Origin of the sequence: Frigoribacterium sp. Leaf44, assembly GCF_001421865.1 — a bacterium.
Classification (GTDB): Bacteria; Actinomycetota; Actinomycetes; order Actinomycetales; family Microbacteriaceae; genus Frigoribacterium.
The window spans coordinates 562,995-589,040 of sequence record NZ_LMLG01000006.1 but is presented as its reverse complement, the minus strand read 5'-3'; the positions used below and the strand labels follow the sequence as shown (position 1 = coordinate 589,040).

Annotated in this window: 34 protein-coding genes; 2 read left to right on the top strand and 32 right to left on the bottom strand. The window is 68.8% G+C overall.

What is annotated here, in order from left to right; translation table 11 throughout:
- The 4 genes from ASE87_RS15835 to glmS form a co-directional block, all read right to left on the bottom strand.
- A partial coding sequence (locus tag ASE87_RS15835) for an alanine racemase (protein WP_200925469.1) occupies nt 1–316 on the bottom strand: 316 nt, incomplete at its 3' end.
- Nucleotides 313–1,404, bottom strand: a complete 1,092-nt coding sequence (gene alr, locus ASE87_RS11350) for an alanine racemase (protein ID WP_043593305.1) — start codon at nt 1,402–1,404, stop codon at nt 313–315. The genes ASE87_RS15835 and alr, both read right to left, overlap by 4 nt.
- Nucleotides 1,401–1,823 carry a holo-ACP synthase gene (locus ASE87_RS11345; RefSeq protein WP_056228552.1) on the bottom strand — a complete coding sequence of 141 codons (423 nt, stop codon included), beginning with the start codon at nt 1,821–1,823 and terminating at the stop codon, nt 1,401–1,403. Before ASE87_RS11345 ends, alr begins: the two co-directional genes overlap by 4 nt.
- A 41-nt stretch (nt 1,824–1,864) precedes the next feature.
- Nucleotides 1,865–3,718 (bottom strand): glutamine--fructose-6-phosphate transaminase (isomerizing), encoded by a 1,854-nt coding sequence (gene glmS, locus ASE87_RS11340; protein ID WP_056228551.1) that lies wholly within the window; start codon nt 3,716–3,718, stop codon nt 1,865–1,867.
- A gap of 83 nt (nt 3,719–3,801) precedes the next feature.
- Here glmS and coaA point away from each other — a divergent pair, with 83 nt between their 5' ends.
- Nucleotides 3,802–4,758: a type I pantothenate kinase gene (gene coaA, locus ASE87_RS11335; protein ID WP_056228548.1), complete on the top strand. Its 957-nt coding sequence runs from the start codon at nt 3,802–3,804 to the stop codon at nt 4,756–4,758.
- A gap of 96 nt (nt 4,759–4,854) precedes the next feature.
- Here the strand turns inward: coaA and glmM are convergent, their stop codons facing one another.
- The 13 genes from glmM to infA form a co-directional block, all read right to left on the bottom strand.
- A complete protein-coding gene (gene glmM / locus ASE87_RS11330) occupies nt 4,855–6,216 on the bottom strand; it encodes a phosphoglucosamine mutase (RefSeq protein ID WP_056228546.1) in 1,362 nt (453 codons plus the stop codon).
- 27 nt (nt 6,217–6,243) lie between these two features.
- Entirely contained in the window at nt 6,244–6,729 is a 486-nt protein-coding gene (gene rpsI / locus ASE87_RS11325) for a 30S ribosomal protein S9 (protein WP_082059799.1), read from the bottom strand.
- A 32-nt stretch (nt 6,730–6,761) separates the two neighbouring features.
- Nucleotides 6,762–7,208, bottom strand: a complete 447-nt coding sequence (gene rplM / locus ASE87_RS11320; RefSeq protein WP_043593314.1) for a 50S ribosomal protein L13 — start codon at nt 7,206–7,208, stop codon at nt 6,762–6,764.
- A gap of 202 nt (nt 7,209–7,410) precedes the next feature.
- Nucleotides 7,411–8,319, bottom strand: coding sequence for a tRNA pseudouridine(38-40) synthase TruA (locus ASE87_RS11315; RefSeq protein ID WP_056228543.1), 909 nt, complete (start codon nt 8,317–8,319; stop codon nt 7,411–7,413).
- Between the two features lie 16 nt (nt 8,320–8,335).
- Entirely contained in the window at nt 8,336–9,178 is an 843-nt protein-coding gene (locus ASE87_RS11310; RefSeq protein WP_052505100.1) for a formyltransferase family protein, read from the bottom strand.
- Nucleotides 9,171–9,929, bottom strand: a complete 759-nt coding sequence (locus ASE87_RS11305) for a PIG-L deacetylase family protein (protein WP_082452567.1) — start codon at nt 9,927–9,929, stop codon at nt 9,171–9,173. The genes ASE87_RS11310 and ASE87_RS11305 overlap by 8 nt, the downstream gene beginning before the upstream one ends.
- Nucleotides 9,930–10,050: 121 nt before the next feature.
- On the bottom strand, nt 10,051–12,771 hold the full coding sequence (locus ASE87_RS11300; protein WP_056228541.1) for an ExeM/NucH family extracellular endonuclease: 2,721 nt from the start codon (nt 12,769–12,771) through the stop codon (nt 10,051–10,053).
- Nucleotides 12,772–13,029: 258 nt separating this feature from the next.
- Nucleotides 13,030–13,596 (bottom strand): 50S ribosomal protein L17, encoded by a 567-nt coding sequence (gene rplQ, locus ASE87_RS11295; protein WP_043593320.1) that lies wholly within the window; start codon nt 13,594–13,596, stop codon nt 13,030–13,032.
- Between the two features lie 48 nt (nt 13,597–13,644).
- Nucleotides 13,645–14,640, bottom strand: coding sequence for a DNA-directed RNA polymerase subunit alpha (locus ASE87_RS11290; protein WP_043593322.1), 996 nt, complete (start codon nt 14,638–14,640; stop codon nt 13,645–13,647).
- A 188-nt stretch (nt 14,641–14,828) separates the two neighbouring features.
- A complete protein-coding gene (gene rpsK, locus ASE87_RS11285) occupies nt 14,829–15,227 on the bottom strand; it encodes a 30S ribosomal protein S11 (RefSeq protein WP_043593323.1) in 399 nt (132 codons plus the stop codon).
- A 45-nt stretch (nt 15,228–15,272) separates the two neighbouring features.
- Nucleotides 15,273–15,647, bottom strand: a complete 375-nt coding sequence (gene rpsM, locus ASE87_RS11280; RefSeq protein WP_043593325.1) for a 30S ribosomal protein S13 — start codon at nt 15,645–15,647, stop codon at nt 15,273–15,275.
- 190 nt (nt 15,648–15,837) lie between these two features.
- Complete coding sequence (gene rpmJ / locus ASE87_RS11275) at nt 15,838–15,954, bottom strand: 50S ribosomal protein L36 (RefSeq protein ID WP_043593327.1); 117 nt, start codon at nt 15,952–15,954, stop codon at nt 15,838–15,840.
- A 68-nt stretch (nt 15,955–16,022) separates the two neighbouring features.
- A complete protein-coding gene (infA, locus tag ASE87_RS11270; RefSeq protein ID WP_043593329.1) occupies nt 16,023–16,244 on the bottom strand; it encodes a translation initiation factor IF-1 in 222 nt (73 codons plus the stop codon).
- 299 nt (nt 16,245–16,543) lie between these two features.
- Here infA and ASE87_RS11265 point away from each other — a divergent pair, with 299 nt between their 5' ends.
- A complete protein-coding gene (locus ASE87_RS11265; RefSeq protein ID WP_056228539.1) occupies nt 16,544–17,740 on the top strand; it encodes an LCP family protein in 1,197 nt (398 codons plus the stop codon).
- A 50-nt stretch (nt 17,741–17,790) separates the two neighbouring features.
- Here ASE87_RS11265 and map read toward each other — a convergent pair whose 3' ends face one another.
- From map to rplP, 15 genes are all read right to left on the bottom strand, one after another.
- On the bottom strand, nt 17,791–18,624 hold the full coding sequence (gene map, locus ASE87_RS11260; RefSeq protein WP_056228537.1) for a type I methionyl aminopeptidase: 834 nt from the start codon (nt 18,622–18,624) through the stop codon (nt 17,791–17,793).
- Nucleotides 18,625–18,628: 4 nt separating this feature from the next.
- Nucleotides 18,629–19,249 carry an adenylate kinase gene (locus ASE87_RS11255; RefSeq protein ID WP_056228534.1) on the bottom strand — a complete coding sequence of 207 codons (621 nt, stop codon included), beginning with the start codon at nt 19,247–19,249 and terminating at the stop codon, nt 18,629–18,631.
- On the bottom strand, nt 19,246–20,568 hold the full coding sequence (gene secY / locus ASE87_RS11250; RefSeq protein ID WP_043593336.1) for a preprotein translocase subunit SecY: 1,323 nt from the start codon (nt 20,566–20,568) through the stop codon (nt 19,246–19,248). Before secY ends, ASE87_RS11255 begins: the two co-directional genes overlap by 4 nt.
- Before the next feature lie 72 nt (nt 20,569–20,640).
- The gene (rplO, locus tag ASE87_RS11245) at nt 20,641–21,276 is read right to left on the bottom strand and encodes a 50S ribosomal protein L15 (RefSeq protein WP_082059801.1); all 636 of its coding nucleotides are present in this window, start codon (nt 21,274–21,276) and stop codon (nt 20,641–20,643) included.
- Nucleotides 21,276–21,461: a 50S ribosomal protein L30 gene (gene rpmD, locus ASE87_RS11240; protein WP_043593338.1), complete on the bottom strand. Its 186-nt coding sequence runs from the start codon at nt 21,459–21,461 to the stop codon at nt 21,276–21,278. The genes rplO and rpmD overlap by 1 nt, the downstream gene beginning before the upstream one ends.
- Nucleotides 21,461–22,201 (bottom strand): 30S ribosomal protein S5, encoded by a 741-nt coding sequence (gene rpsE / locus ASE87_RS11235; protein ID WP_043593339.1) that lies wholly within the window; start codon nt 22,199–22,201, stop codon nt 21,461–21,463. The genes rpmD and rpsE overlap by 1 nt, the downstream gene beginning before the upstream one ends.
- Nucleotides 22,198–22,569, bottom strand: coding sequence for a 50S ribosomal protein L18 (gene rplR, locus ASE87_RS11230; protein WP_043593341.1), 372 nt, complete (start codon nt 22,567–22,569; stop codon nt 22,198–22,200). The genes rpsE and rplR overlap by 4 nt, the downstream gene beginning before the upstream one ends.
- Before the next feature lie 2 nt (nt 22,570–22,571).
- Nucleotides 22,572–23,108: a 50S ribosomal protein L6 gene (rplF, locus tag ASE87_RS11225; protein ID WP_043593343.1), complete on the bottom strand. Its 537-nt coding sequence runs from the start codon at nt 23,106–23,108 to the stop codon at nt 22,572–22,574.
- A 6-nt stretch (nt 23,109–23,114) separates the two neighbouring features.
- Nucleotides 23,115–23,513: a 30S ribosomal protein S8 gene (gene rpsH / locus ASE87_RS11220; protein ID WP_043593344.1), complete on the bottom strand. Its 399-nt coding sequence runs from the start codon at nt 23,511–23,513 to the stop codon at nt 23,115–23,117.
- Between the two features lie 141 nt (nt 23,514–23,654).
- Complete coding sequence (gene rplE / locus ASE87_RS11215; RefSeq protein WP_043593346.1) at nt 23,655–24,242, bottom strand: 50S ribosomal protein L5; 588 nt, start codon at nt 24,240–24,242, stop codon at nt 23,655–23,657.
- On the bottom strand, nt 24,242–24,601 hold the full coding sequence (rplX, locus tag ASE87_RS11210; RefSeq protein ID WP_043593348.1) for a 50S ribosomal protein L24: 360 nt from the start codon (nt 24,599–24,601) through the stop codon (nt 24,242–24,244). The genes rplE and rplX overlap by 1 nt, the downstream gene beginning before the upstream one ends.
- Nucleotides 24,602–24,604: 3 nt before the next feature.
- On the bottom strand, nt 24,605–24,973 hold the full coding sequence (gene rplN / locus ASE87_RS11205; protein WP_043593350.1) for a 50S ribosomal protein L14: 369 nt from the start codon (nt 24,971–24,973) through the stop codon (nt 24,605–24,607).
- Nucleotides 24,974–25,007: 34 nt separating this feature from the next.
- Entirely contained in the window at nt 25,008–25,304 is a 297-nt protein-coding gene (gene rpsQ / locus ASE87_RS11200) for a 30S ribosomal protein S17 (protein ID WP_043593352.1), read from the bottom strand.
- Nucleotides 25,304–25,627, bottom strand: a complete 324-nt coding sequence (gene rpmC / locus ASE87_RS11195; RefSeq protein WP_043593353.1) for a 50S ribosomal protein L29 — start codon at nt 25,625–25,627, stop codon at nt 25,304–25,306. The genes rpsQ and rpmC overlap by 1 nt, the downstream gene beginning before the upstream one ends.
- Nucleotides 25,627–26,046: a 50S ribosomal protein L16 gene (gene rplP, locus ASE87_RS11190; RefSeq protein WP_043593355.1), complete on the bottom strand. Its 420-nt coding sequence runs from the start codon at nt 26,044–26,046 to the stop codon at nt 25,627–25,629. The genes rpmC and rplP overlap by 1 nt, the downstream gene beginning before the upstream one ends.

Genomic DNA, 26,046 nt, shown 5'->3' with positions numbered 1-26,046 from the left:
CCCCCAGGTCGACCTGCAGGTCGACGGCCGCCTCGAGGTCGTCGGACGGGCTGAGCTGCCAGGCGAAGAACGAGGCGTCGCCGCCGATGCCCAGACGTCGCATCCTCAGGGCCGGCTCGAGCTCGACCGTGCCGAACCAGCGGATGCCCGCCGCCACGGCCTCGGGCACGAGCACGTCGGCCCCGTGCGAGTAGGCGTCGGCCTTGACGATGGCCAGGATCTCGACCGGGTCGAGACGGGCGATCAACGACTCGAGGTTCGCCCGGTACGCGGCCAGGTCGACCGTGGCCCGGCGCAGTGACGTCGCGGCGCTCATGCGGTGTACCTCCGGGTGAGGCCGGCGGCCAGGCACGCGACGACCTCGTAGGTGATGCCGCCCATGGCGTCGGCCCAGTCGGCGGCGGACTGCCGGCCCAGCGCCGGGTCGCCGAACAGCACGACCTCGTCACCGATCTCGACGGGGTCGTCGCCCACGTCGATCACGAGGGCGTTCATGGCGATGCGCCCGCGGACCCGGTACGTGCGCTGGCCGATCGTCACGGAGGCGCGCTCGCTCGCGGCCCGGTCGATTCCGTCCGCGTACCCGGCCGGCACGATCGCGATCGACGTGTCGCGCTCGGGGCGGAAGAGGTAGCCGTACGACACGCCCTCGCCCGCCGGGATGCGCTTGACGGTGGTCACCGGCGCCGTGACGGTCATGGCCGGACGCAGGCCGAGCTCGGCGGACGTGCGATCGGGGTAGGGGCTGAGCCCGTAGCTCGCGAGGCCGAAGCGCACCATCGTGGCCCTCGAGCCGACGTAGTCGAGCGCCGCCGCCGAGGCGGCGACGTGCAGCAGGGGCGGCCGCACGCCCCGCTCGTCGAGCATCGCGGCGGCCCGGGCGAAGCGGGCCGTCTGCAGGCCGTCCTCCTCGGACGAGGCGTTCGACACGTGGGTCATGAGGCCCTCGACCGGCACGACGGCGGCGTGGCCGGCCGCACGGTCGAACAGCTCGGGCCATTCGGACTCGACGGCCCCGTTGCGGCTCAGACCCGTGTCGATCGCCAGGTGGACCGCCCGGACGCCGGCCGCCACGGCCGCCTCGAGCTGGTCGACGCTCGACACCGCCGGGGTGATGCCGAGCGCGGCGGCCTCGACGAAGTCCTCGCCGGGAGCGTGCAGCCAGGCGAGCACGGGCGCCTCGACACCGGCTCGTCGCAGGGCCACGGCCTCGGTCAGGTCGGCCACGCCGAGCCAGTCGACGCCGGCCTCGACGAAGGCCCGGGCGCACTCGACGGCACCGTGGCCGTAGGCGTTGGCCTTGACCACGGCCATGACTGCCGCCGGTGCGACAGCCGCCCGCAGCACCTCGACGTTGTGTCGCAGCGCGGCCGTGTCGACGGTGACGGTGACGTCGTGGGTCATCGGTCTGCCCCTTCGTGGTGTGCGTCGTCGTGGTCGGCGGGGACGTGGCCCGCGCCTTCGGCGACCACGTAGGCGACCGCCACCCCGCCGTCGTGGCTGAGCGACAGGTGGAGGCGCACGACGCCCCGAGAGTCCGCCAGCGACCGTGCTCCTCCGCTGAGCACGAGCGAGGGGGCTCCTTGGTCGTCGGAGACGACCACGACGTCGTGCCAGCGCACCCCGGTGGAGCCGCCCAGGGACTTGATCAGCGCCTCCTTGGCGGCGAAGCGGGCCGCCAGCGAGTGACGCCCGCGGGGACTGCCGTCACGGAGGACGAGCTCGTCCGCCCGGAACAGGCGCGTCGCGAGTGCCGGGGTGCGCTCGATGGAGCGGTCGAAGCGTTCGAGGTCGACGACGTCGACGCCGATGCCCACGATCACGTCCTCACCCGCCTGACGCCCTGCCCCGGCTGCACGACCCGCTACTCGACGGTGACCGACTTGGCCAGGTTGCGAGGCTGGTCGACGTCGAGGCCCTTGGCCGCGGCGAGCTCCATGCCGAAGACGTGCAGCGGCACGACCGACAACAGGGGCTCGAAGAGCGGGGCCGCCAGCGGGATGTGCAGCACCTCGTCGGCGAAGGGCAGCACGGCGGCGTCGCCCTCTTCGGCGATCGCGATGACCCGGGCGCCGCGCGCACGGATCTCTTGGATGTTCGAGACGACCTTGGGGTGCAGCGATCGCGGGTCACGCGGGCTCGGGACGATGACGAAGACGATCTGACCGGGCTCGATCAGCGCGATCGGGCCGTGCTTGAGCTCGCCGGCGGCGAAGCCCTCGGCGTGGATGTAGGCAAGCTCTTTCAGCTTGAGCGCACCCTCGAGGGCGATGGGGTAGCCCACGTGGCGACCGAGGAACAGGACCGATCGGGTGTCGGCCATCCAGCCGGCGAGGGTCTTGATCCGCTCGGACGACTCGAGCACCTGCTCGATCTTGCCGGGGATCTCGTGCAGGTCGGCGACCTGCTCGGCGATGGCCTCGGTGCTCAGCGTGCCCCGCAGGGTCGCGAGGTGCAGGCCCAGCAGGAAGAGCGCGGTGCCCTGGGCGACGAACGCCTTGGTCGACGCGACCGCGACCTCGGGGCCGGCGTGCGTGTAGAGCACGGCGTCGGACTCGCGCGGGATCGTCGAGCCCTGGGTGTTGCAGATCGAGAGCACCTGGGCACCCTGCTCGCGGGCGTACTTGACGGCCATCAGGGTGTCCATCGTCTCGCCCGACTGGCTGATCGACACCACGAGGGTCTTCTCGTCGAGCACCGGGTCGCGGTACCGGAACTCGTGGGCCAGCTCGACCTCGACGGGCACGCGGGCCCACTGCTCGATGGCGTACTTGCCGAGGATGCCGGCGTAGGCGGCGGTGCCGCAGGCGATGACGATGACGCGGTCGACGGTCAGCAGGCGCTCGCGCACGCCGTCGAGCTCGGACAGGGTCACGGCGCCGTCGGCGGTGATGCGGCCGAGCAGCGTCTTCGCGACGGCCTCGGGCTCCTCGCTGATCTCTTTCGCCATGAAGCTGGACCAGCCGCCCTTCTCGGCGGCCGAGGCGTCCCAGTCGACCTCGAACTCGGTCGTCTCGACCGGCGCGCCGGTGAAGTCGACGACCTCGACCGAGTCGGGACGGATCGTCACCAGCTGGTCTTGACCGATCGACATGGCCCGACGGGTGTGCGCGACGAAGGCGGCGACGTCGCTGCCGAGGAAGTTCTCGCCGTCGCCCAGGCCGATGACCAGGGGCGAGTTGCGGCGTGCACCGACGACGACGCCCGGCTGGTCGGCGTGCACGACGAGCAGCGTGAAGGCGCCGTCGAGGGTGTTGACGACCGTGCGAAGGGCCTCGGTGAGGTCGCCGGAGGCGCGGTAGGCCCGGGCGACCAGGTGCGCGGCGACCTCGGAGTCGGTCTCGCTGAGGAACTCGACGCCCTCGGCGAGCAGCTCGGCCTTGAGCTCGGAGAAGTTCTCGATGATGCCGTTGTGGATGAGTGCGAGCTTGCCGTCGTCGGCGAGGTGGGGGTGCGCGTTCGCGTCGGTGGGGCCGCCGTGGGTCGCCCACCGGGTGTGACCGATGCCGGTCGTGCCGTCGGTCAGCGGCGTCGCCTCGAGGTCGTCGACGAGCATCTGCAGCTTGCCGGCCTTCTTGCGGGTGCCGAGGTCGCCCGCGGCGTCGATCACGGCGACCCCCGCCGAGTCGTACCCGCGGTACTCGAGACGTTTGAGGCCGCCCAGCAGCACCTCGATGCTCTTGTCGCCCGTTCCGACGTATCCCACGATTCCACACATGCGGTCGATTCTAGAGGTTCCCGTCCGAGAGCCCGGCGGGCCGTGCCGACTCGCGCCGACCCCGGACCGGTAGCCTCGTGCGCATGGCCGAAGCCAACCCGACGACCGCGCCCTCCGCCGTGCACGTGAGCCCCTTCGTCGAGATCGGGCGCGACGCATGGGCCGACCTGGCCCCGACGACGCGCCTGCCGCTGACCGAGACCGAGATCGTGCAGCTGCGCGGCCTCGGCGACCGCCTCGACATGCGCGAGGTGCAGGACGTGTACGTCCCGCTCAGCCGCCTCCTCAACCTCTACGCCGCCGGTGCCCGCAACCTGCACCGGGCGACGAGCGACTTCCTCGGCGAACGGGCCCAGCGCACGCCGTTCGTGATCGGCGTCGCCGGGTCGGTGGCCGTCGGCAAGTCCACCGTCGCGCGCCTCCTGCGTGAGTTGCTCAGCCGCTGGGACGACACGCCCCGCGTCGAGCTGGTAACCACCGACGGGTTCCTCTACCCGAACGCCGAGCTCGAGCGCCGCGGCATCATGAGCCGCAAGGGGTTTCCCGAGTCGTACGACCGCCGCCACCTGCTGCGCTTCGTCTCACAGGTCAAGAGCGGCGCCGAAGAGGTGCGGGCCCCGTTCTACTCGCACACCAGCTACGACATCATGCCGAGCGCCGAGGTCGTCGTGCGCCGGCCCGACATCCTGATCGTCGAGGGGCTGAACGTGCTGCAGCCCGCCGTCGCCGGTCGGCTCGCCCTGAGCGACCTGTTCGACTTCACGGTCTACGTCGACGCCCGCACCGGCGACATCGAGAACTGGTTCGTCGACCGGTTCCTCGCCCTGCAGAAGAGCGCCTTCACGCAGGAGCGCTCGTTCTTCCACCGCTTCGCCGACATGAGCGAGCCCGAGGCCCGCTCGTTCGCCTCGGGCATCTGGAAGTCGGTCAACGAACCGAACCTGATCGAGAACGTGCTGCCGACCCGGTCACGGGCGACGCTCGTCCTGCGGAAGGCCGCCGACCACAAGGTCAGCTCGGTCCTGTTGCGCAAGATCTGACCCACCGCGACGGCGGCGCGTCCCGGTCAGGGGCGGTGCCCGGTCAGGAGGCGCGGGTCCCGTCACCGGGACGTCGCACCCCGTCCGCCGCGCGGCTCAGAGGGCGAGTCGCTCGCGGACGACGTCGGCCAGCGCGTGGGCCACGCGGTCGGCGGTCGCCTGGTCGGCGGCCTCGACCATCACGCGCACGACGGGCTCGGTGCCCGAGGGACGGAGCAGCACGCGGCCGGTGTCGCCGAGTTCGTCCTCGAACCGGCGGACGGCCCCGGCCACGCCCTCGTCGGACGCGGCTCGCGAACGGTCGACGTCGCGCACGTTGATCATGATCTGCGGGAAGACCGTCATGACCGAGGCGAGCTCGGCCAGGCTCTTGCCGGTCGCGGCCATGCGGGCCACGAGCGAGAGGCCGGTGAGGATGCCGTCGCCGGTGGTGGCGTAGTCGGCGAAGACGATGTGACCGGACTGCTCGCCGCCGAGGGTGAAGCCGTGCTCGTTCATGTCCTCGAGCACGTAGCGGTCGCCGACCTTGGTCTGGCGGACCGTGATGCCGTGCTCGGCCATGGCGCGGATGAGGCCGAGGTTGCTCATCACCGTCGCGACGAGCGTGTCGTCGACGAGGGCGCCACGTTCTTTCTGCGCCAGGGCGATGATGGCCATGATCTGGTCGCCGTCGACCACGGCGCCGGTGGCGTCGACGGCCAGGCAGCGGTCGGCGTCGCCGTCGTGCGCGATGCCGACGTCGGCCCCGTGCTCGAGGACGGCCTTCGCGAGGTTGTCGAGATGGGTCGACCCCACGCCGTCGTTGATGTTGACGCCGTCGGGATCGGCCCCGATCAGGGTGACCCTCGCGCCGGCGTCGGTGAACACCTCGGGCGAGACGGCCGAGGCGGCGCCGTGGGCGCAGTCGAGGACGACGTGGATGCCGTCGAGCCGGTTCGGCAGGGCGCCGAGCAGGTGCAGCACGTAGCGGTCCTCGGCGTCGGCGAACCGACGGATGCGGCCGACGTCGCCACCGATCGGCATCAACTGCGGATCGGCCATGGCGGCCTCGATGCGGTCTTCGACCTCGTCGGGCAGCTTCGTGCCGCCGAAGGCGAAGAACTTGATGCCGTTGTCGGGCGCGGCGTTGTGCGAGGCGCTGATCATCACGCCGAAGTCGGCGCCGATGTCGTCGACGAGGAAGGCCGCGGCGGGGGTCGGGATGACTCCGGCGTCGAGCACGTCGACACCCGAGCTGGCGAGCCCGGCACAGACGGCCGCGGTGAGGAACTCACCGGAGATGCGGGGGTCGCGCGCGACGACGGCGACGGGTCGTCGCCCCTCGGCGCGACGGGCATCGGCGTGATGCCCCTTCGTGAGCACCACCGCGCTCGCCTGGGAGAGCCCCAGGGCGAGCGCGGCGGTCAGTTCACGGTTGGCGAGGCCTCTGACACCGTCGGTACCGAACAAACGCGACATCGCGAGACCTGCCTTGTGTGGTGCTGGTTAGCGCTTCGAGAACTGCGAGGCCTTGCGGGCCTTCTTGAGACCGGCCTTCTTGCGCTCGATGACGCGGGCGTCACGGGTGAGGAAGCCGGCCTTCTTCAGCGTGGCGCGGTTGTTCTCGCGGTCGATCTCGTTCAGCGCACGGGCGATGGCGAGACGGAGGGCACCGGCCTGGCCCGAGGGGCCGCCACCGGTGACCTTGACGGCCACGTCGTACGAGCCGAGCAGGTCGAGGACCTTGAACGGGTCGTTGATCAGCTGCTGGTGCAGCTTGTTGGGGAAGTAGTCCTCGAGGGTGCGACCGTTCACGACGATCGTGCCGGAGCCGGGCGTGAGGCGCGCACGAGCGATGGCCTCTTTGCGACGACCGACGGCGGAACCGCCGACGCTCAGCACGGGGCGGGGCGTCGCGGCGGCCTCGGGGGCCGAGCTCTCGGTGGTGAAGCTCTCGGGAGCCTGGTCGATGGAATCTGCGATCTGAGCCACTGTGTGGGGGTCCTTAAGTCTGAAGGCGGACGCTACTGGGCGACCTGGTCGAGGGTGTAAACCGTGGGCTGCTGAGCAGCGTGGGGGTGCTCGGCACCCGCGTACACCTTCAGCTTCTTGATCTGGGCACGGCCCAGCGAGTTCTTCGGCAGCATGCCACGGATGGCCTTCTCGACCGCACGGGTGGGGTGCTTCTCGACCATCTCGGAGTACGTGGTGGCCGTGATGCCGCCCGGGTAGCCCGAGTGACGGTAGTAGAGCTTCTCGGCCAGCTTGGAGCCGGTGAGGGCCACCTTGTCGGCGTTGATGACGATGACGAAGTCGCCCATGTCCATGTGGGGGGCGAAGGTCGGCTTGTGCTTGCCGCGCAGCAGGGCTGCCACGTGGCTCGCGAGGCGGCCGAGCACGACGTCGTTGGCGTCGATGATCAGCCAGTTCGGCTGAACGTCAGCCGGCTTGGGGGAGAAAGTGCGCGTCACAGTAGTGCTGCTTTCTGGTCGAGGTGAGAGGTTCGTGAATCCCGCTCCGTTGCCGTTGTCACCGCAGAGACGATGAGAACGAGTCAGGTGGAGGGCTCAACTTCGGGCGAAAGCGCGCAGTTGCGCAGACACCAAGAGTTCACGTTACCCGACACGAGCGGGACGGTCAACCGCCGCCCGTCGCCCGCCTCACGCGCGGGCGTCACTCCCCCAGCTGGTCGTGCGACCGCTTCACCTGCGTCAGGGCCACCCGGGCTGCCATCTCGTCGTCGGGCGGGTAGCCGACCTCGACCATCGTGAGCCCGTGGGCGGGCACGACGCGGAACTCGCCGTTGCGCTGGGCCTCGCGCCGGACGCCCACCGCACGATGCGCCTCCATCGCTCCCTCGCCGACGGCCACGCAGGCACCCACGAGGTTGCGCACGAGGTTGTGGCAGAACGCGTCGGCCTGCACCGAGGCGACGAGCACGCCGTCGGCCTCGCGCCGCCACGAGAACTCCTGCAGCTCGCGGATGGTGGTCGCGTAGTCGCGGTGGCGGCAGTAGGCGGCCCAGTCGTGCAGGCCGAGCAGCCCGGACGCCGTCGCGTTCATCAGCTCGAGGTCGAGGCGTTGGTCGTACCAGAGGGTGTGGCTGCGCCTCGTCGGGTCGCGCTCGGCACCACGGTCGGCGATGCGGTACTCGTACCGCCGCCAGAGCGCCCCGAAGCGGGCGTGGAAACCAGGAGGCGCGACTCGCGCACCCGAGATCATGATCTCGTCGGACGCGCCCGCGAGCCCGTTCAACCGCCTGGCCAGCACGGTCGGGGCGTCGAGCGGGGTCTGGTCGCGCATGCCGCGATGCGGCTTCTGCAGCTGGGCGATCTGGGCGTCAGTGAGGTCGAGGTGCACCACCTGCCCGCGGGCGTGCACGCCGGCGTCGGTGCGACCGGCGACGGTCACGGTCGGCACGTCCCCCAGCCGGCGGAAGAGCGTCTGCAGCGCGGCCTCGATCTCGCCCTGCACCGTGCGACGGCCGGGCTGCTCGCTCCAGCCCGAGAAGCCGGTGCCGTCGTACGCGACCCCGAGACGGAGGCGCGTGAGGGCCGGGTCGTCGATCGTCACGCCCCCCATGCTACGAGAGCGGCGGTCACCGCCGGGACTCGGCCTCGAGCACCGTGTAGTCGCCGTCGGCGCAGCGCAGGACGACTCCGTCGGGGCGACGCCCGGGTTCACCCCGCCACACCGTGACCGGTTCTCCCCCGGCAGCGAGATAGAAGGCGCCGGGATAGGGACGCGTGGTCGCCCGGACCAGGCGGTCGACGTGCTCGACGGTGTCGAGGGCGGGGTCGAAGAGCCCGTCGGCGGGCGTCCGCCGCGCCCAGGTCGTCGCCCGCGACTCGTCCTGCGGGCGGGCGACCACCGTGCCGTCCCGCATCGCGGGCCAGAGCGCGCGGATCAGTCGGACGTGGGCGTCGTCGACCTTGGCGTAGAGCGTCGTCGCCGTCTCGCGCGCGTCGACCTCGATGGCCTCGGCACCGAGCACCGGCCCGGTGTCGACGCCGGGTTCGAGCACGAAGGCCGTCACGCCCGTCTCGGGCAGCCCCTTGACGATCGCCCAGGGCACGGCCGCGTTGCCTCGCCCGACGGGCAGCAGGGTCGGGTGCATGCCCACGGCGCCGTGACGCGCGGCACGCAGCACCTCGGGACCGGCGATCTGAGACCAACCGATGACGAAGAGCCAGTCGAGGTCGGCGGCCCGCAAGGCCTCGGCCGCGTCGTCGACGTGCGGCACGGTGACGAGGTCGATGCCGTGCCGGCGGGCGATGTCGTCGACCTGGACGCGCCCCGCCTTCGTGGCGGCCCGGTGGCTCGGCAGGGTGACGAGCACGTCGACGGTCGCGCCCATCTCGAGCAGGGCCTCGAGGACGCTGCGCCCCACCTGGACGCACGTGACGAAGCCGATGCGCGGTCGCGGTCCCGCCTCAGCCACGGGAGGACGTCCGGTCGAATTCGATGGTCTCGCGAGGGTCGCGCTGCCCCAAGGACTCGAGCGTGAAGACCGACTGGAAGCGTTCGGCCGCGGGGACCCCCGCCGCCGACCCCGCGACGGCCAGGGCGGCGCGCAGGGTCTCGGACGAGCGAGGGTGCGGGAAGGGCCGCATGACGTCCCGGTAGCACTCGAGGGCGTCGAGCTTGGCCCGGACGTCGCGGGGACCGACCTCGACCCACGTGTTCGGTGCGAACGCGGACGCGGCACCCGGATAGGCCCATTCGGTGGAGGACAGGACCTCCATGAAGGCGACGTCGATGGCGCAACCGTTCTCGGGCCGGCGCTGGTTGCGTCGGGCGGCCGCCTGAGCAGCCTCCGACACCATCCGGTGGTCGACGTTGATGTCTCCGGGGTGGGTCGTGATCACGGTTCTCGCGCCCGTGCTCTCGATCGCCTGCTCGACGAAGCGGACCATGTCGAGGTGCGGCACCGTGTTCGTCGCGATGTTCGGGAACCCCCCGAAGATCGGCGGTTCGCTGCCGAGGACGGCAGCGGCGGCCAGCGTGTCGGCACGCAGATCGCCCTGTCCAGGGTGACGGTGTCGTTCGGATGCGTCACCGACGAGGATCGCGGTCGTCACGGGGACGCCGGCTCGTGTCAGCCGATGGATCGTCGCCCCCGCCCCCAGGGTCTCGTCGTCGGGATGGGCGACGACCACGAGCACGGGACGATCCGGTTCAGAGATGAGCATTCAGCAAGAATATCACATGCTGCGTTCCGCAGCCCCGCCAGGAGAACGTACATGGCGGACGACGGCGGCCGCGACACGGTCTCCCGTGCCACGACCGCCACCGTCACCGTCGCGTGGGCGACTACGCCCTGCGGGAGGCTCGGTGTCGACCCCCGAGGACCGCTCCGCCCAGGGCCATGAGCACGAGAGCGAGTGCGATCCAGCCCGCCACCGACTCGGTGCCCGTGTAGGCCAGGGGACCGCCGGCCGTCGGCACGGTCGTGCCGGGGGCCGTCGCACCAGGGACCGTCGCACCGGGGCCGGCGGGGTCGGCGCCCGCACCGGGCGTCGTGCCCGGGTCGGTCACCGGCGGAACGGGGTCGACGGGAGCGGCGAGCAGCGACACCCCGACGACGACCGGGTCGTGGTCGCTCGAACGGAACTGGTCGGCCTGGTAGAGCTGCCGCACGTTGTAGTTGAAGCGGCTGTACTCGAGGCCGATGCCCTCCCCCGAGTTGATGTTCCAGATGTCCACGCCCGTGACGGCCTCGGCCGCGGCGGGCGAGGCGAGCACGTGGTCGAGCGAACCGCTGAGGCCGCTGAACACGTAGCTGTACTCGTCGGTCTCGGTGGAGCCGAGGTCGACGTAGCCCGCGGCCCGCAGCACCTGGATCGGGTCCTCCTGGCTGTAGGCGTTGAAGTCGCCCAGCAGGAACACCTTGTCGGTTCCCGCAGCGGCCTCGCGTTCGGCGGCGAAGGCGACCAGGGCGTTCGCCTGGTTGACGCGCGAGCCGTTCGAACCGCCCTGGCCGTCACCCTGGTCGGCGTCCGCGCCCGAGCCGCTGCCCTTCGACTTGAAGTGGTTGGCGATGGCGACGAAGGTCGACTCGGCGTCACCGCCGACGGGACGGAAGGCCTGGGCGAGCGGCTGCCGAGCATTGCTGAAGGCGGCGGAACCCGTCAGGATCGTCGACCCTCCGACGGGCTCGACGACGGCCTTCTTGTAGATGAAGGCGAGACGGATGACGTCCTCGTTGGCGGGCAGCGCCTCCGGTGAGCGCGCATAGTCCCAGACCTCGGCACCGGCCGCGGCGTTGAGCGCCCCGACCAGGGTCGCGAGCGCGGAGTCGCGGGGCTCGCCGAAGCGGGCCGAGTTCTCGATCTCCTCGAGCGACACGACGTCGGCGCCGAGGGCGTTGATCGCGGTGACGATCTTCACCTGCTGGCGGGCGAGGTTCTCGGCGTTCGCGGCACCGCGGGCGTCGCAGCCGCTGTTCACGGTGAGCGGGTTCCCCGCCCGGTCGTCGTAGAAGGTGCACCCGGGGATCGAGTCACCCGTCGTCGTGAAGTAGTTCAGCACGTTGAAGCTGGCGAGCTTCAGGTCGCCTCCCACCTCACGCGGGGCGTCGGTGCGGATGTCCTCGAACGTGACCGGCAGGTCGCCGTAGGCGGTGTCTCCGGTGAGACGGGCAGTCGGCTGGTACTTCCAGGCCGAGTTGCGGAAGTCGAACACGACCGGCTTCGTGAAAGCCACGGAAGCGCCCACCGTCACCGGGTTCTCGTTCGAGAGGTAGGGCACCGGGATCGACTGGTTGGCGGCCGTGAAGAAGTTCGTCGTGGCACCGTCGTCGAGGGTCACGGCACGGGCCGCGTTGTCGGCGACCACCGCCGCGTAGCCGGGCGAACCCGGTCGGGCGACCTCGGTGGGCTGGATCAGCGGCCGGTCACCCGAGGCGAGCTTGACCTCGCCGTACTGGTTCGTCGTGTAGGTGTCCGCAACGGTGAACTCGCCCTGAGGCAGCACGAGCATGCTCTCGAGCGTCTCGCGCTGGGCGTCCGTGGCGGGTAGGCCGACGGTCGCCGCCCGCGGCGCCACCACGCTCGAGGCGTCGAGCGTCCTGAGCGACGACGCACCGGTGACGGTGATCTGCGTCAGGCCGAAGAACTCGGTGACCGTCCCGTCCACCTCGACGTAGTCGCCGACGGCGACCGAGGAGGCGGTGCTCGCGGAGTACACGAACAGTGCGTCCGACGCGAGGTGCGTCGCCAGGTCGAGCGCGCCTCCTGACCCCGGGGTCTGGATGACGTAACCGTCCAGGCCGCCCGTGGGGTAGGTCGCCGTGACGACGCCCCGCGTGGTCACCGTGCGACCGACGAACGGACTCGTGCCGGTCAGGCCCTGGACCTGCGCGATCGTCACGTCGGCCTCGGGGGTCGGTTCGGGCTGCGGCTCGGGCTCGGGGCCGGGATCGGTGCCCGTGCCGCCGGAGTTCTGCGGGGTGACGGTGGTCTGCGTCGAGAAGTCGGCCGCGTTGACGTCGGTGTCCGCACCAGCGGTGCGGGCCAACGAGTTGGGCGTCGGGTTCGTTCCGGTCACGGGAGCGACGGTCGTCTCGAAGGTGTTCGAGGCGCCGTAGCCGAGCAGGTCGACCACGCCCGGCGTCCCGGCGGGGATCGAACCGGGTGCGAGCGTCAACGGAACGGCGCCGTTCGACAGCAGGACCGTTCCCGTCGTGCCGCTCGGGTTGAGCGAGGCACTCGCGTCGGGGGCGGGCAGGTCGGCGCCCGTGGTGCCGTTGCCCGGGATCGCCACGAGGAAGTAGCCACCGGCCGCGATGGTGCCGGCGATTTCAGCGGCGGAGAACTCCCCGGCGCCCGTCGCCGAGCGGTACTGCAGGGACCAGCCGGCCAGCGACACCGACGCCGCCGTGGGGTTGTACAGCTCGACGAACTTGCGGTTGAAGGGAGCGTTGGCGCTGCCTCCCTTGAGGTAGGCCTCGTTGATGACCACCGACGAACCGTCGGGCGCGGCGAGGGCGGGCGCGGCGGTCACGAGAGGGGCGAGCCCGAGTGCGAGGGCCATGCCCGTCGTGAGGGCGAGGGCCTTGAGTGGCCGGGGGCGTGGGCGTGGGCGTGGCGACATGACGTCCTTCGTGATCGGGTCGGGCTCCGGTCACCGTAGGCGGCACAGGTGCACCACAGGTGTCGCAGAACAATCGCCAAGGTAAACGACCCCCGCCCGGGGGGCCAGTCCTCTCTTGTGCGGACCGCCTCCTGCTCCCTGCACGACGGAGGGCCCGTCACCTCACGGTGACGGGCCCTCCGGGTGGTGCTGGTGGGACTACTTGGCTGCTTCGTCGTCCGACTTCGCAGCGGCGTCGGCCTCGACCTCGTCGGCGGCAGCCGTCTCGGTCTCGGTCTCGACGGGAGCCGACTCCTCGACGGTCTCGGTCTCGTCGACGGGAGCCTCGGTGGGCTCCTCGGCGACGGGCTCGGCGACCGGAGCCGCCGCGGCGGTGGTCTTCGAGTTCTTGACCTTGGGGCTCACGGGCTCGAGGACGAGCTCGATGGACACCATCGACGCGTTGTCACCCTTGCGGAAGCCGAGCTTCGTGATGCGGGTGTAGCCGCCGTCACGGTTCTCGACCAGCGGAGCGATCTCGGTGAAGAGGATGTGTGCGGCCTCTTTGTTGTTGCGCAGGGTCTGCATGGCGCGACGACGCGAGTGCAGGTCGCCACGCTTCGCGAAGGTCACGAGGCGCTCGGCGACGGGACGCAGGCGCTTGGCCTTCGTCTCGGTCGTCTTGATCGTCTTGTGCTCGAAGAGCGAAGCGGCCAGGTTGGCCAGCATGAGGCGCTCGTGCGCCGGGCCGCCTCCGAGGCGGGGTCCCTTGGTGGGCTTGGGCATTGTCTGTTCCTAAGTGAGTCGAGAGTGGAGGGCGTCGGGCGGAGAGACCTAGTTGGTGGTCTCTTCTTCGTCGTAACCGCTGTAGAAGTGGGCTCCGTCGAACCCGGGGACCGTGTCCTTCAGCGAGAGGCCGAGCTCGACGAGCTTGTCCTTCACCTCGTCGACCGACTTCTGACCGAAGTTGCGGATGTTCATCAACTGGGTCTCGGAGAGGGCGACCAGCTCGGACACCGTGTTGATGCCCTCGCGCTTCAGGCAGTTGTAGCTGCGGACCGACAGGTCGAGGTCCTCGATCGGGGTCTGCAGCTCGCTCGACAGGACGGCGTCGACCGGCGCGGGGCCGATCTCGATGCCCTCGGCGGCGGTGTTGAGTTCGCGGGCCAGACCGAACAGCTCGGTCAGCGTGCGACCGGCCGACGCGATGGCGTCACGCGGCGAGATCGACGGCTTCGACTCGACGTCGACGACCAGACGGTCGAAGTCGGTGCGCTCACCGGCACGAGTCGCCTCGACGCGGTAGGTGACCTTGAGCACGGGCGAGTAGATCGAGTCGATCGGGATCTGACCGGCTTCGCTGAACTCGCTGCGGTTCTGCACGGCCGACACGTAGCCGCGGCCACGCTCGATCGTGAGCTCGAGTTCGAACTTCGCCTTGTCGTTCAGCGTGGCGATGACGAGCTCGGGGTTGTGGATCTCGACACCGGCCGGAGCCGAGATGTCGGCGGCCGTGACCTGGCCGGCACCCTGCTTGCGCAGGTAAGCCGTGATGGGCTCGTCGTGCTCGCTGGCGACGACCAGCTGCTTGATGTTGAGGATGACCTCGGTGACGTCTTCCTTCACACCGGGGACGGTCGTGAACTCGTGCAGCACGCCGTCGATGCGGATGCTGGTGACAGCAGCGCCGGGGATCGACGAGAGAAGCGTGCGGCGCAGCGAGTTGCCGAGGGTGTAACCGAAGCCGGGCTCGAGGGGCTCGATCACGAAGCGGGAGCGGAACTCCGAGATGTTCTCCTCGGTGAGGGTGGGGCGCTGTGCAATGAGCACTGTTTATTCCTTTCGGCGAAGAGTCCGCTATATGACTCTTGGCGGTACGACAGGTGGCTGGCCCGTCGGGTCTGTTGAGTTGTGGCACCTCGGGCGAACACGCGGGAGGCGGTGCTGACGCGGGGGAGCCCGCCGCACCGGCGGACCCCGAAGTGGGGCCCGTGCCGGTGTGGCGGGCGGTAACTCAGTTAGACGCGACGACGCTTCGGCGGGCGGCAGCCGTTGTGCGCCTGAGGGGTGACGTCGTTGATCGAACCGACCTCGAGGCCTGCGGCCTGGAGCGAACGGATCGCCGTCTCGCGACCCGAACCCGGGCCCTTGACGAAGACGTCGACCTTCTTGACGCCGTGCTCCTGCGCCTGACGGGCGGCGGACTCGGCGGCGAGCTGCGCGGCGAAGGGGGTCGACTTGCGCGAACCCTTGAAGCCGACGGCGCCGGACGAGGCCCAGCTCAGGACGGCGCCCGAGGGGTCGGTGATCGAGACGATCGTGTTGTTGAACGTGCTCTTGATGTGGGCCTGACCCACGGCGACGTTCTTCTTCTCTTTGCGGCGGGGCTTACGCGCGGCCGTCTTCGGTGCTGCCAATTTTTTCTCCTACAACCTTGAGGGGCGTACGGCGGGAGCCGAGGCCTATCGAGCCTTCTTCTTGCCGGCGACGGTGCGCTTCGGACCCTTGCGGGTACGAGCGTTCGTCTTGGTGCGCTGGCCGCGGACGGGGAGGCCGCGGCGGTGGCGGATGCCCTCGTAGCTGCCGATCTCGACCTTGCGGCGGATGTCGGCGGCCACCTCGCGGCGGAGGTCGCCCTCGACCTTGTAGTTGCCCTCGATGTAGTCGCGGAGCAGGACGAGCTGGTCGTCCGTGAGGTCCTTGACGCGGATGTTGCCGTCGATCTCGGTCTCGGCGAGAGTCTTGAGCGCGCTGGTGCGGCCGACTCCGTAGATGTAGGTCAGTGCGACTTCGACGCGCTTGTCGCGCGGGATGTCAACGCCTGCTAGACGTGCCATGATGGCCTCTTTTCAGAGATGGTGGAGGTCTGTCACAGCACCGGTGCCCGGGCCTCCGACCCGGGGTGTCCCCCGCCTCCGTCCACCCTGTCGGGCGTCCGTGACGAGTTCTGGTGCTGCTGGGAGGGTGTTGCTGTGTGACCCGGCTCGGCCGGGTCGGCATCGGCACGCCGCCGGAGCGGCGGACGAGTCAGCCCTGGCGCTGTTTGTGGCGCGGGTTGCTCTTGCAGATGACCATGACGTTGCCCTTGCGGCGGATGACCTTGCAGTGCTCGCAGATGGGCTTGACGCTGGGGTTGACCTTCATTGCTGATTCCTTGATCTCGCTGGCTTCGTGCCCCACGGGTGCGTGGGGCCGTTCCTTTCCAGCACGCCCTACTTGTAGCGGTAGACGATCCGGCCGCGGGTCAGGTCGTAGGGGCTGAGCTCCACGATCACACGGTCTTCGGGCAGGATGCGGATGTAGTGCTGCCGCATCTTGCCGGAGATGTGCGCGAGGACCCTGTGTCCGTTGGTCAACTCAACGCGGAACATCGCGTTGGGCAGAGCTTCGATCACTGCGCCTTCGATTTCGATGACACCGTCTTTTTTGGCCATAGCCTCACTGTCGCTAAGAATAGGGGTGTTGGTCGTGCGGGGATGCGATGCCCAGGCGCGCAGAAACGCACATGGAACACCAAAGATCGATCCTAGGTGATGCCGGTATAGTTCAGCAACCCGGCTGGTCAACCCGACACGCCGGAGCACCCGTCGACCTCCGCTGCCCGCCACAGCCGTGGCCTCGCCGGGGATGCATCACGACTGCCGGGAGCACCATGCCTGACCGCTCGACCACCCCCTCTTCCCCTCGGGGCGTCGCTCGCCACGGTCGACTCCGTCGCCGAGGACCCGTCCGCATGCTGCTGGCGCTCGTCGCCGGGGCGATGGCCGTCGTGCTCGTGAGCGGCGTGTCCGTCACGGCGATCGCGGTCCGCACCGCGACCTCCGGGGTGAAGACCGTCTCGCTGGGCAACGAGGACGAGGTCGCCGGGGTCGACATCTCGGCGATCGAGGGCGGAGCCAACATCCTGCTGGTGGGCAGCGACGAACGCGACGACGGCAGCCAGGTCGACGCCGGCGAGGTCGACGGCATCCGCAACGACGTGACGATCCTGGCCCACCTCTCGGCGGACCACACCCAGCTGACGGCCGTGAGCTTTCCCCGTGACCTCATGATCGACGTACCCGAATGCGTCGGCGACGACGGCCAGTTGTACCCGGCCGAGGACCACGTCCAGTTCAACACGACCCTCGGACGCGGTGGGCTCTCGTGCACCGTCAAGACGGTCGAGGGCATGACCGGACTGGCGATCCCCTACGCCGGCAAGATCACGTTCGACGGCGTCATCGAGATGTCGAACGCCATCGGTGGGGTCGACGTCTGCGTCACGCGGACGATCCGCGACACCGACTCGGGCATCGACCTGACTGCGGGCACCCACACCCTGCAGGGTGCCGAGGCCCTCGCCTTCCTGCGGACCCGACACGGCGTCGGCGACGGCAGCGACATCGCGCGCATCAGCTCGCAACAGGTCTTCCTGTCGTCGATGATGCGCAAGATCATCTCGGGCGGCACACTCGGCGACGTGACGACGCTCTACAAACTCGCCTCGGCCGCCCTGAGCAACATGACGTTGTCGTCCACCCTCGACTCCCCCGACACGCTCGTGCGCCTGGCCCTCGCACTGAAGGACATCCAGCCCGCGGGGATCGTCTTCGTGCAGTACCCGGTCGTCGACGACCCGCGCGACTCGAACCGGGTGATCGAGTCCACGACCGACGCCGCAGCCCTGAACGCCGCACTCAATGCCGACGAGAAGTTCACCCTCGGCGACGACAGCGCGGGGCGTGGCTCCGTCTCGGACGGGACCGCCCCCGCCGAGACCACGGCTCCCGCCGTGCCGAGCGATGCGCCGTCGCCGTCCGATCCGGCTACCGACTCCACGGGCCCGGTCGACCCCTCCACGACGACCGCGCCGACGACCACGTTGCCGTCGACGATCACGGGGCAGTCGGCGGCCGAGGCCACCTGCAGCGTCGGCTCGTCCCGCTGAGCCGCAGCGCGCCTCCACGGCGTCTCCGGCGTGAGCCGAGGAGGCGCGGATCAGGCGATCGGGACGGGTGTCACTCCCAGCGGTGCCAGCCCCGCGGCTCCGCCGTCGTGCGCCGTGAGCACCCAGATGCCGCCCTCGTGGACCGCGATCGAGTGCTCCCAGTGCGCGGCCAGTGAGCCGTCGCGCGTGCTGACGGTCCACCCGTCGTCGTGGGTGACGGTGTCGATGCCGCCCGTAGTCACCATGGGCTCGATGGCGATGACCAACCCGGGCCTGACGGCGGGGCCACGTCCGCGGACGCGGTAGTTGAAGACCGGGGGGTCTTCGTGCATCGACCGCCCGATGCCGTGCCCGGTGTAGTCCTCGATGATGCCGTAGTCGCCCTGCGCGTCGATGTAGTCCTCGATGGCCCCACCGACCTCGTTCAGGTGCGAAGCCGAGGCCAGGGCGGCGATGCCGTGCCAGAGGGATTGCTCGGTGACCTCGTTCAGGCGGCGGCGCTCGGCCACGATGTCGGGGCGGTCGACGTCGTCCAGGACGAACGTGCGTGCGCTGTCGCCGTTCCACCCGTCGAGTTGCGCGCCGCTGTCGACCGAGACGAGGTCGCCCGGGGCCAGGACGCGAGAGCCCGGGATGCCGTGCACGACCTCGTCGCCGACCGACGCGCACACCGTGTGGCGGTACCCGGGCACCAACATGAAGTTGGGTTCTCCCCCACCGTCGCGGATGGCGGCCTCGGCCACGGCGTCGAGCTCGATGGTCGACACGCCGGATCGCACGGCGGCCTGGACGGCATCGAGCGATGCTGCCGTCAGGAGTCCCGGCCCGACCAGACGTCGCAGTTCGTCGGCGGTCTTGTAGATGCCGGAGCGGCGGAACGCCACGACGTCAGGAGGCCGAAGCGACGGACGTGAAGCCGCGGGCGGCGAGGGCCGATTCGATGCGCCCGGCGACCTCGTCGATGCTGCCCAGACCGTCGACCTCGACCAGCAGGCCACGCTCTCGGTACGTCTCGATCAGGGGCGCCGTCTCGCGGAGGTAGACGTCCTGGCGGTGGCGGATGGCGTCCTCGGTGTCGTCGGAACGGCCCTGATCGAGGGCACGCTTGCGGAGGCGCTCGACGATCTCGTCACGGTCGGCGACGAGCTGGACCACGGTCGTCAGGGACTGACCCTGCTCGCCGAGGTGGTCGTCGAGGAACTCGACCTGCTGCAGGGTGCGCGGGTAGCCGTCCAGGAGGAACCCCTCGGCCGCGTCGGCCTGGGAGAGCCGGTCGGAGATGAGCTCGTTGGTGAGGCTGTCCGGGACGTAGTCGCCCGCGTCGAGGATCGCCTTCACCTTGAGGCCGAGCTCGGTCTCGTTCTTGACGTTGGCCCGGAAGATGTCACCGGTCGAGATCGCCGGGATGCCCAGTGAGTCGGCGATGGCCACCGCTTGGGTGCCTTTGCCGGCCCCGGGAGGGCCGACGATGAGGAGGCGCGGGCTGAGTCGGGTCTCAGCGGCACTCATCGGAGCAGACCCTCGTAGTGACGCTGCTGGAGCTGCGAGTCGATCTGCTTGACCGTCTCGAGACCGACGCCCACGATGATCAGGATGCTGGCACCGCCGAAGGGGAAGTTCTGGTTCGCACCGACCGTGGCCAACGCGATCAACGGGATGAGCGCGATGATGCCGAGGTACAGGGCACCAGGCAGCGTCACACGCGTCAGCACGTAGTCGAGGTACTCGGCGGTGGGGCGACCGGCACGGATGCCGGGGATGAACCCGCCGTACTTCTTCATGTTGTCGGCGACCTCTTCGGGGTTGAAGGTGATCGCGACGTAGAAGTACGTGAACCCGACGATGAGCGCGAAGTACAGCACCATGTAGAGCGGGTTGTCACCCGAGGTGAGGTTCGCCTGCACCCAGCTGACCCACGCGGGCGGAGCCGTGCCGTCGGAGGGCTGGTTGAACTGCGCGACCAGGGCCGGCAGGTAGAGCAGCGACGACGCGAAGATGACCGGGACGACTCCCGCCATGTTGACCTTGATCGGGATGTACGTGTTGTTCCCGCCGTAGGTTCGCCGCCCGACCATGCGTTTGGCGTACTGGACGGGGATGCGCCGCTGGGACTGCTCGACGAAGACGACGAGCGCCATGATGATCAGACCGACGGCGATGACGAGCAAGAAGATCTCGAAGCTGCGCGACTGCGCGATGCTCCAGAGGGCGGTGGGGAATCGGGCAGCGATCGAGGTGAAGATCAACAGCGACATGCCGTTGCCGATGCCGCGCTCGGTGATGAGCTCGCCCATCCACATGATGAGGCCGGTACCGGCAGTCATCGTGACGACCATGAGCATGACGGCGTACCACGCGTCGTTCGTGATCAGCTGGCTGCACTCGGCGATGCCCGACGAGCCGAACAGGGCGCCGGAGCGGGCCACGGTGATGAGGGTCGTGGACTGGAGGACGCCCAGGGCGATGGTGAGGTACCGCGTGTACTGCGTGAGCTTCGCCTGCCCGGACTGGCCCTCTTTGTAGAGGGTGTCGAAGTGAGGGATGACCACGCGCAGCAACTGCACGATGATCGACGAGGTGATGTAGGGCATGATGCCCAGCGCGAAGACCGACAGCTGCAGCAGGGCGCCACCGCTGAACAGGTTGACGAGCTCGTAGAGACCCGACGTGCCCTGGTTGCCGGCGAGGCACGCCTGGACGTTCTGGTAGTCGACGAACGGTGCGGGGATGAAGCTACCCAGCCGGAAGAGCGCGATGATGCCGAGCGTGAACCCGATCTTGCGACGCAGGTCGGGGGTGCGCATGATGCGCGCGACAGCTCTGAACACGTGGGGCCTCCCGGTATGAAGGATAGACGACTGATGGGGGTGGCCCTGGCGGACCACCCCCTCAGGTGATTTTTACTTGCTGACGGACCCGCCGGCGGCGACGATCTTGTCTTCGGCAGAGCCGGAGACCTTGTCGACCGCGACGGTGAGCTTAACGCTCAGATCGCCCTGTCCGAGGACCTTGACCTTCTCGTTCTTCCGAACGGCACCCTTGGCGACGAGGTCACCGACGGTGACGTCACCACCCTGCGGGTAGAGCTCGTTCAGCTTCTCGAGGTTGACCACCTGGTACTCGACGCGGAACGGGTTCTTGAACCCGCGCAGCTTCGGAGTACGCATGTGGAGCGGCATCTGGCCACCCTCGAAGCCGACCTTGACCTGGTACCGGGCCTTCTGACCCTTGGTGCCACGACCGGCCGTCTTACCCTTCGAGCCCTCACCACGACCGACGCGCGTCTTAGCCTTCTTGGCACCGGGAGCCGGACGAAGGTGGTGCACCTTGAGCACCTGGGGACGCGCGACGTCGTCGGAGGACGTCGTCGAGGCGGGAGCGACCTTGGTGGTCGAGCCCGTCGAAGCAGCGGCCTTGTCGGCTGCCGGCTTCTTGGCTGCGGCCTTGGGAGCTGCAGCCTTGGTGGTCGTCGCCTTGGGGGCGGCGGCCTTCTTCGGGGCGGCCTTGGCGGCGGCCTCGTTCTTCTCGTCAGCCATTAGTCAATCTCCTCGACCTTCACGAGGTGGGCGACCGTGTTGACGTAGCCGCGGTTCTGCTTGGTGTCCTCGCGAACGACCGACTGGCCGATGCGCTTGAGGCCCAGGCTCCGCAGCGTGTCACGCTGGTTCTGCTTCTCGCTGATTACGGACTTGATCTGGGTCACCTTGAGGTTGGCGGCCATCAGGCACCTGCCTTCTCGGTTGCGGCGGTACGAGCTGCCTGCTCGGCACGGACCATGAAGGCCGGCATGACAGCGTCGATGTCGAGTCCACGACGGGCGGCGACGGCGCGCGGCTCTTCGAGCTGCTGCAGCGCCTCGACCGTGGCGTGGACGATGTTGATCGTGTTCGACGAACCGAGCGACTTGCTCAGGACGTCGTGCACGCCGGCGCACTCGAGCACGGCGCGGACGGGACCACCGGCGATGACACCGGTACCGGCCGAAGCCGGACGCAGCATGACGACGCCGGCAGCGGCCTCACCCTGCACGGGGTGCGGGATCGTGTTGCCGATGCGCGGGACGCGGAAGAAGTTCTTCTTGGCCTCTTCGACGCCCTTGCTGATGGCCGTGGGGACCTCGCGGGCCTTGCCGTAGCCGACACCGACCAGGCCGTTGCCGTCACCGACGACGACGAGCGCGGTGAAGCTGAAGCGACGACCGCCCTTCACGACCTTCGACACGCGGTTGATCGTGACGACGCGCTCCAGGAACTGGCTCTTGTCGTCACGGTCGCCGCGTCCGCGGCCGCCCTGGTTGCGGTCACCGCGACCCTGGCCGCCACGGCGGTCGGTGCGACCACCCTCGCGATTGTTCGACTCCGAGCCGGCAGCGGTCTCGACGGGACGCTCGACGACGGCCTCAGCCGGCGCCTTGGTCGCTTCGGTCTCTGCGGGGGGAGTGGTGTTCGTAGCGTCGCTCACAGGTTCAAACCAGCCTCTCGGGCGCCTTCGGCGATGGCCGCGACGCGTCCGGCGTACTTGTTGCCGCCGCGATCGAACACGACGGCCTCGATGCCCGCAGCCTTCGCACGCTCGGCGACGAGCTCGCCGACCTTGCGGGACTTCGCGGTCTTGTCACCGTCGAACGTGCGCAGGTCGGCCTCGAGGGTCGATGCGCTGGCGACGGTGAAGCCCTTGCTGTCGTCGACGACCTGCACGAAGACGTGCCGGGCCGAACGGGTGACGACGAGACGGGGGCGCTCTTCGGTGCCCACGACCTTCTTGCGCAGGCGGGTGTGACGGCGCTTGGTGGCAGCCGACTTGCTTTTTCCTCGTGTACCGAGACCCATGATTACTTACCTGACTTTCCGGCCTTGCGGCGGACGACCTCGCCGGCGTAGCGGACACCCTTGCCCTTGTAGGGCTCGGGCTTGCGCAGCTTGCGGATGTTGGCAGCCATCTCGCCGACGGCCTGCTTGTCGATCCCGACGACGGTGAGCTTGTTGTTGCCCTCGACCGTGAAGCTGATGCCCGCGGGCGGCTCGACGGTGATGGGGTGCGAGTAGCCCAGGGCGAACTCGACGTTCGAGCCCTTGGCCTGGACGCGGTAGCCGGTTCCGACGACCTCGAGGCCCTTGGTGTAGCCCTCGGTGACGCCGATGATCTGGTTGGCGATCAGGGTGCGCGTGAGGCCGTGGAGCGAACGCGACTCGCGCTCGTCGTCCGGACGGGTCACGACGACCGTGCCTTCTTCGATCTTGGCTTCGATGGGGCTCTTGACGACGAGCGACAGCTCACCCTTGGGGCCCTTGACGCTGACGGCCTGGCCGTCGATCTTCACGTCGACCCCGGCAGGGATCGAGATGGGGAGTCTTCCGATTCGAGACATGACGAGTTACCACACGTAGGCGAGGACTTCTCCGCCTACGCCCTTCTTCTGGGCCTCACGGTCGGTCAGCAGACCGGAGGAAGTCGACAGGATGGCGACACCGAGGCCACCGAGCACCTGGGGGATCTCGGTCGACTTGGCGTAGACGCGGAGGCCGGGCTTCGACACGCGCTTGATGCCCTTGATGGAGCGCTCACGGGCGGGGCCGTACTTGAGGTCGATCGTGAGGGTCTGGCCCACGCGGGCGTCTTCGACCTTCCACGACTCGATGAAACCCTCACGCTTGAGGATCTCGGCGATGTGGGACTTGAGCTTGCTGCTCGGGAGCGACACGGTCTCGTGGAAAGCCGAGTTCGCGTTGCGCAGTCTGGTCAGCAGGTCTGCGACCGGATCTGTCATCGTCATGCGGTTTGTCACTTTCTCGTCCGGTTTCGACATCCGGTACACCGGATGCCGACCTGGGCGATCGATTGGTCGACGAGCGGTTCTCGTCGACCTCAGGGGAACGGCCGGCAACTCTGAGGAAGAGTTGCCGACCGGACGATCTTAGTTGGCCGAGTCGGCCGAACGGAACGGGAACCCGAGCGCCTTGAGCAGCGCGCGACCCTCGTCGTCGTTCTTGGCGGTCGTGACGACGGTGATGTCGAAGCCACGGACGCGGTCGATGCGGTCCTGATCGATCTCGTGGAACATGCTCTGCTCGTTGAGACCGAAGGTGTAGTTGCCGTTGCCGTCGAACTGACGGTCGCTCAGACCACGGAAGTCGCGGATGCGAGGAAGCGCGAGCGACAGCAGTCGGTCGAGGAACTCCCAGGCACGGTCGCCACGAAGCGTGACGTGCGCACCGATGGGCTGGCCCTCGCGGAGCTTGAACTGCGCGATGGACTTGCGAGCCTTGGTGACCTGGGGCTTCTGGCCGGTGATGGCCGTCAGGTCCTTGATGGCACCGTCGATGATCTTGCTGTCGCGAGCGGCCTCACCGACACCGGTGTTGACGACGATCTTCACGAGTCCGGGCACCTGGTGCACGTTCGTGAAGCCGAAGTCGGACTTCAGCTGCTCGATGATCTCGGCGCGGTACTTGGCCTTCAGCCGCGGGAGGGCCGTGGCGGCCTGCGTGGTGGTGTCGGTCATCAGAGGTTCTCACCAGACTTCTTGGCGTAACGGACGCGAACGGTCTTGGACACGCCGTCCTTGGTGACCGTCTCTTCGCGGAAGCCGACGCGGGTGGGCTTCTTGGTCTTGGGGTCGACGACGGCGACGTTCGACACGTGGATGGGAGCCTCGTGCGTCTCGATGCCACCGGTCTTGGAACCACGCTGGGTCTGGCCGACGCGCACGTGCTTGGTCACGAAGTTGACGCCTTCGACGACCACGCGGTTGCGCTCGACGAGCACCTCGAGGACCTTTCCCTGCTTGCCGCGGTCTCCGCCGCGGGCCTGCGAGGCACCGGTGATGACCTGCACGAGGTCACCCTTCTTGATGTTTGCCATGACTTAGATAACCTCCGGCGCCAGCGAGATGATCTTCATGAACTTCTTGTCGCGGAGTTCGCGACCGACCGGTCCGAAGATGCGGGTTCCGCGGGGGTCTCCGTCGGCCTTCAGGATCACTGCGGCGTTCTCGTCGAACTTGATGTAAGAGCCGTCCGGACGACGGACCTCTTTCTTGGTGCGAACGATGACGGCCTTGACGACGTCACCCTTCTTCACGTTGCCGCCGGGGATGGCGTCCTTCACCGTGGCGACGATCACGTCACCCAGGCCGGCGTAACGACGGCCGGAGCCACCGAGGACGCGGATGGTGAGGATCTCTTTTGCCCCGGTGTTGTCGGCGATCTTGAGGCGGGATTCTTGCTGAATCACTTGTGTCTCCTTCTACGCAAGCAGGCCGCGAGGCCTACTTCGCCTTCTCGAGGATCTCGACCAGGCGCCAGCGCTTGGAGGCGCTGAGCGGACGGGTCTCGCTGATCACGACGAGGTCGCCGACACCGGCCGCGTTGGCCTCGTCATGGACCTTGACCTTGGACGTGCGGCGAATGACCTTGCCGTACAGGGGGTGCTTCACGCGGTCCTCGACCTCGACGACGATGGTCTTGTCCATCTTGTCGCTGGTCACGTAGCCGCGACGCGTCTTGCGGTAGCCGCGGACCTCGACGGCAGCCGAGTCGACCTCGGTCTTGTTCTCGGTGGCCATTACTTGCTCTCCTCGGCGGTCTCGTCAGCCGACTCGGCCGGCTTGTCAGCCTTCTTGGTCGACTTCTTGGCGGCCTTGGGGGCAGCCTCGACGGGGGCGGGGGTGGCACGGATGCCGAGCTCGCGCTCACGCAGGACCGTGTAGATGCGAGCGATGTCTCGCTTCACGGCACGCAGGCGGCCGTGGCTCTCGAGCTGGCCGGTGGCCGACTGGAAGCGGAGGTTGAAGAGTTCTTCCTTCGCCTTCTTCAGCTCATCGACGAGACGCTCGTCTTCGAATGTGTCGAGCTCGACAGGACGGAGCTCCTTGGAACCGATCGCCATTATGCGTCGCCCTCCTCGCGCTTGATGATGCGTGCCTTGAGGGGCAGCTTGTGGATTGCGCGAGTGAGCGCCTCTTTGGCGATCTCCTCGCTCACGCCGCTGAGCTCGAAGAGCACGCGACCCGGCTTGACGTTCGCGACCCACCACTCGGGCGAGCCCTTACCGGAACCCATGCGGGTCTCGGCGGGCTTCTTCGTGAGGGGACGGTCGGGGTAGATGTTGATCCACACCTTTCCGCCACGCTTGATGTGACGCGTCATCGCGATACGAGCGGACTCGATCTGACGGTTGGTCACGTAAGCGGGCGTGAGGGCCTGGATGCCGTACTCACCGAAGCTGACCTTGGTGCCACCAGTGGCCTGGCCACTACGGCCCGGGTGGTGCTGCTTGCGGTGCTTGACACGACGGGGGATAAGCAT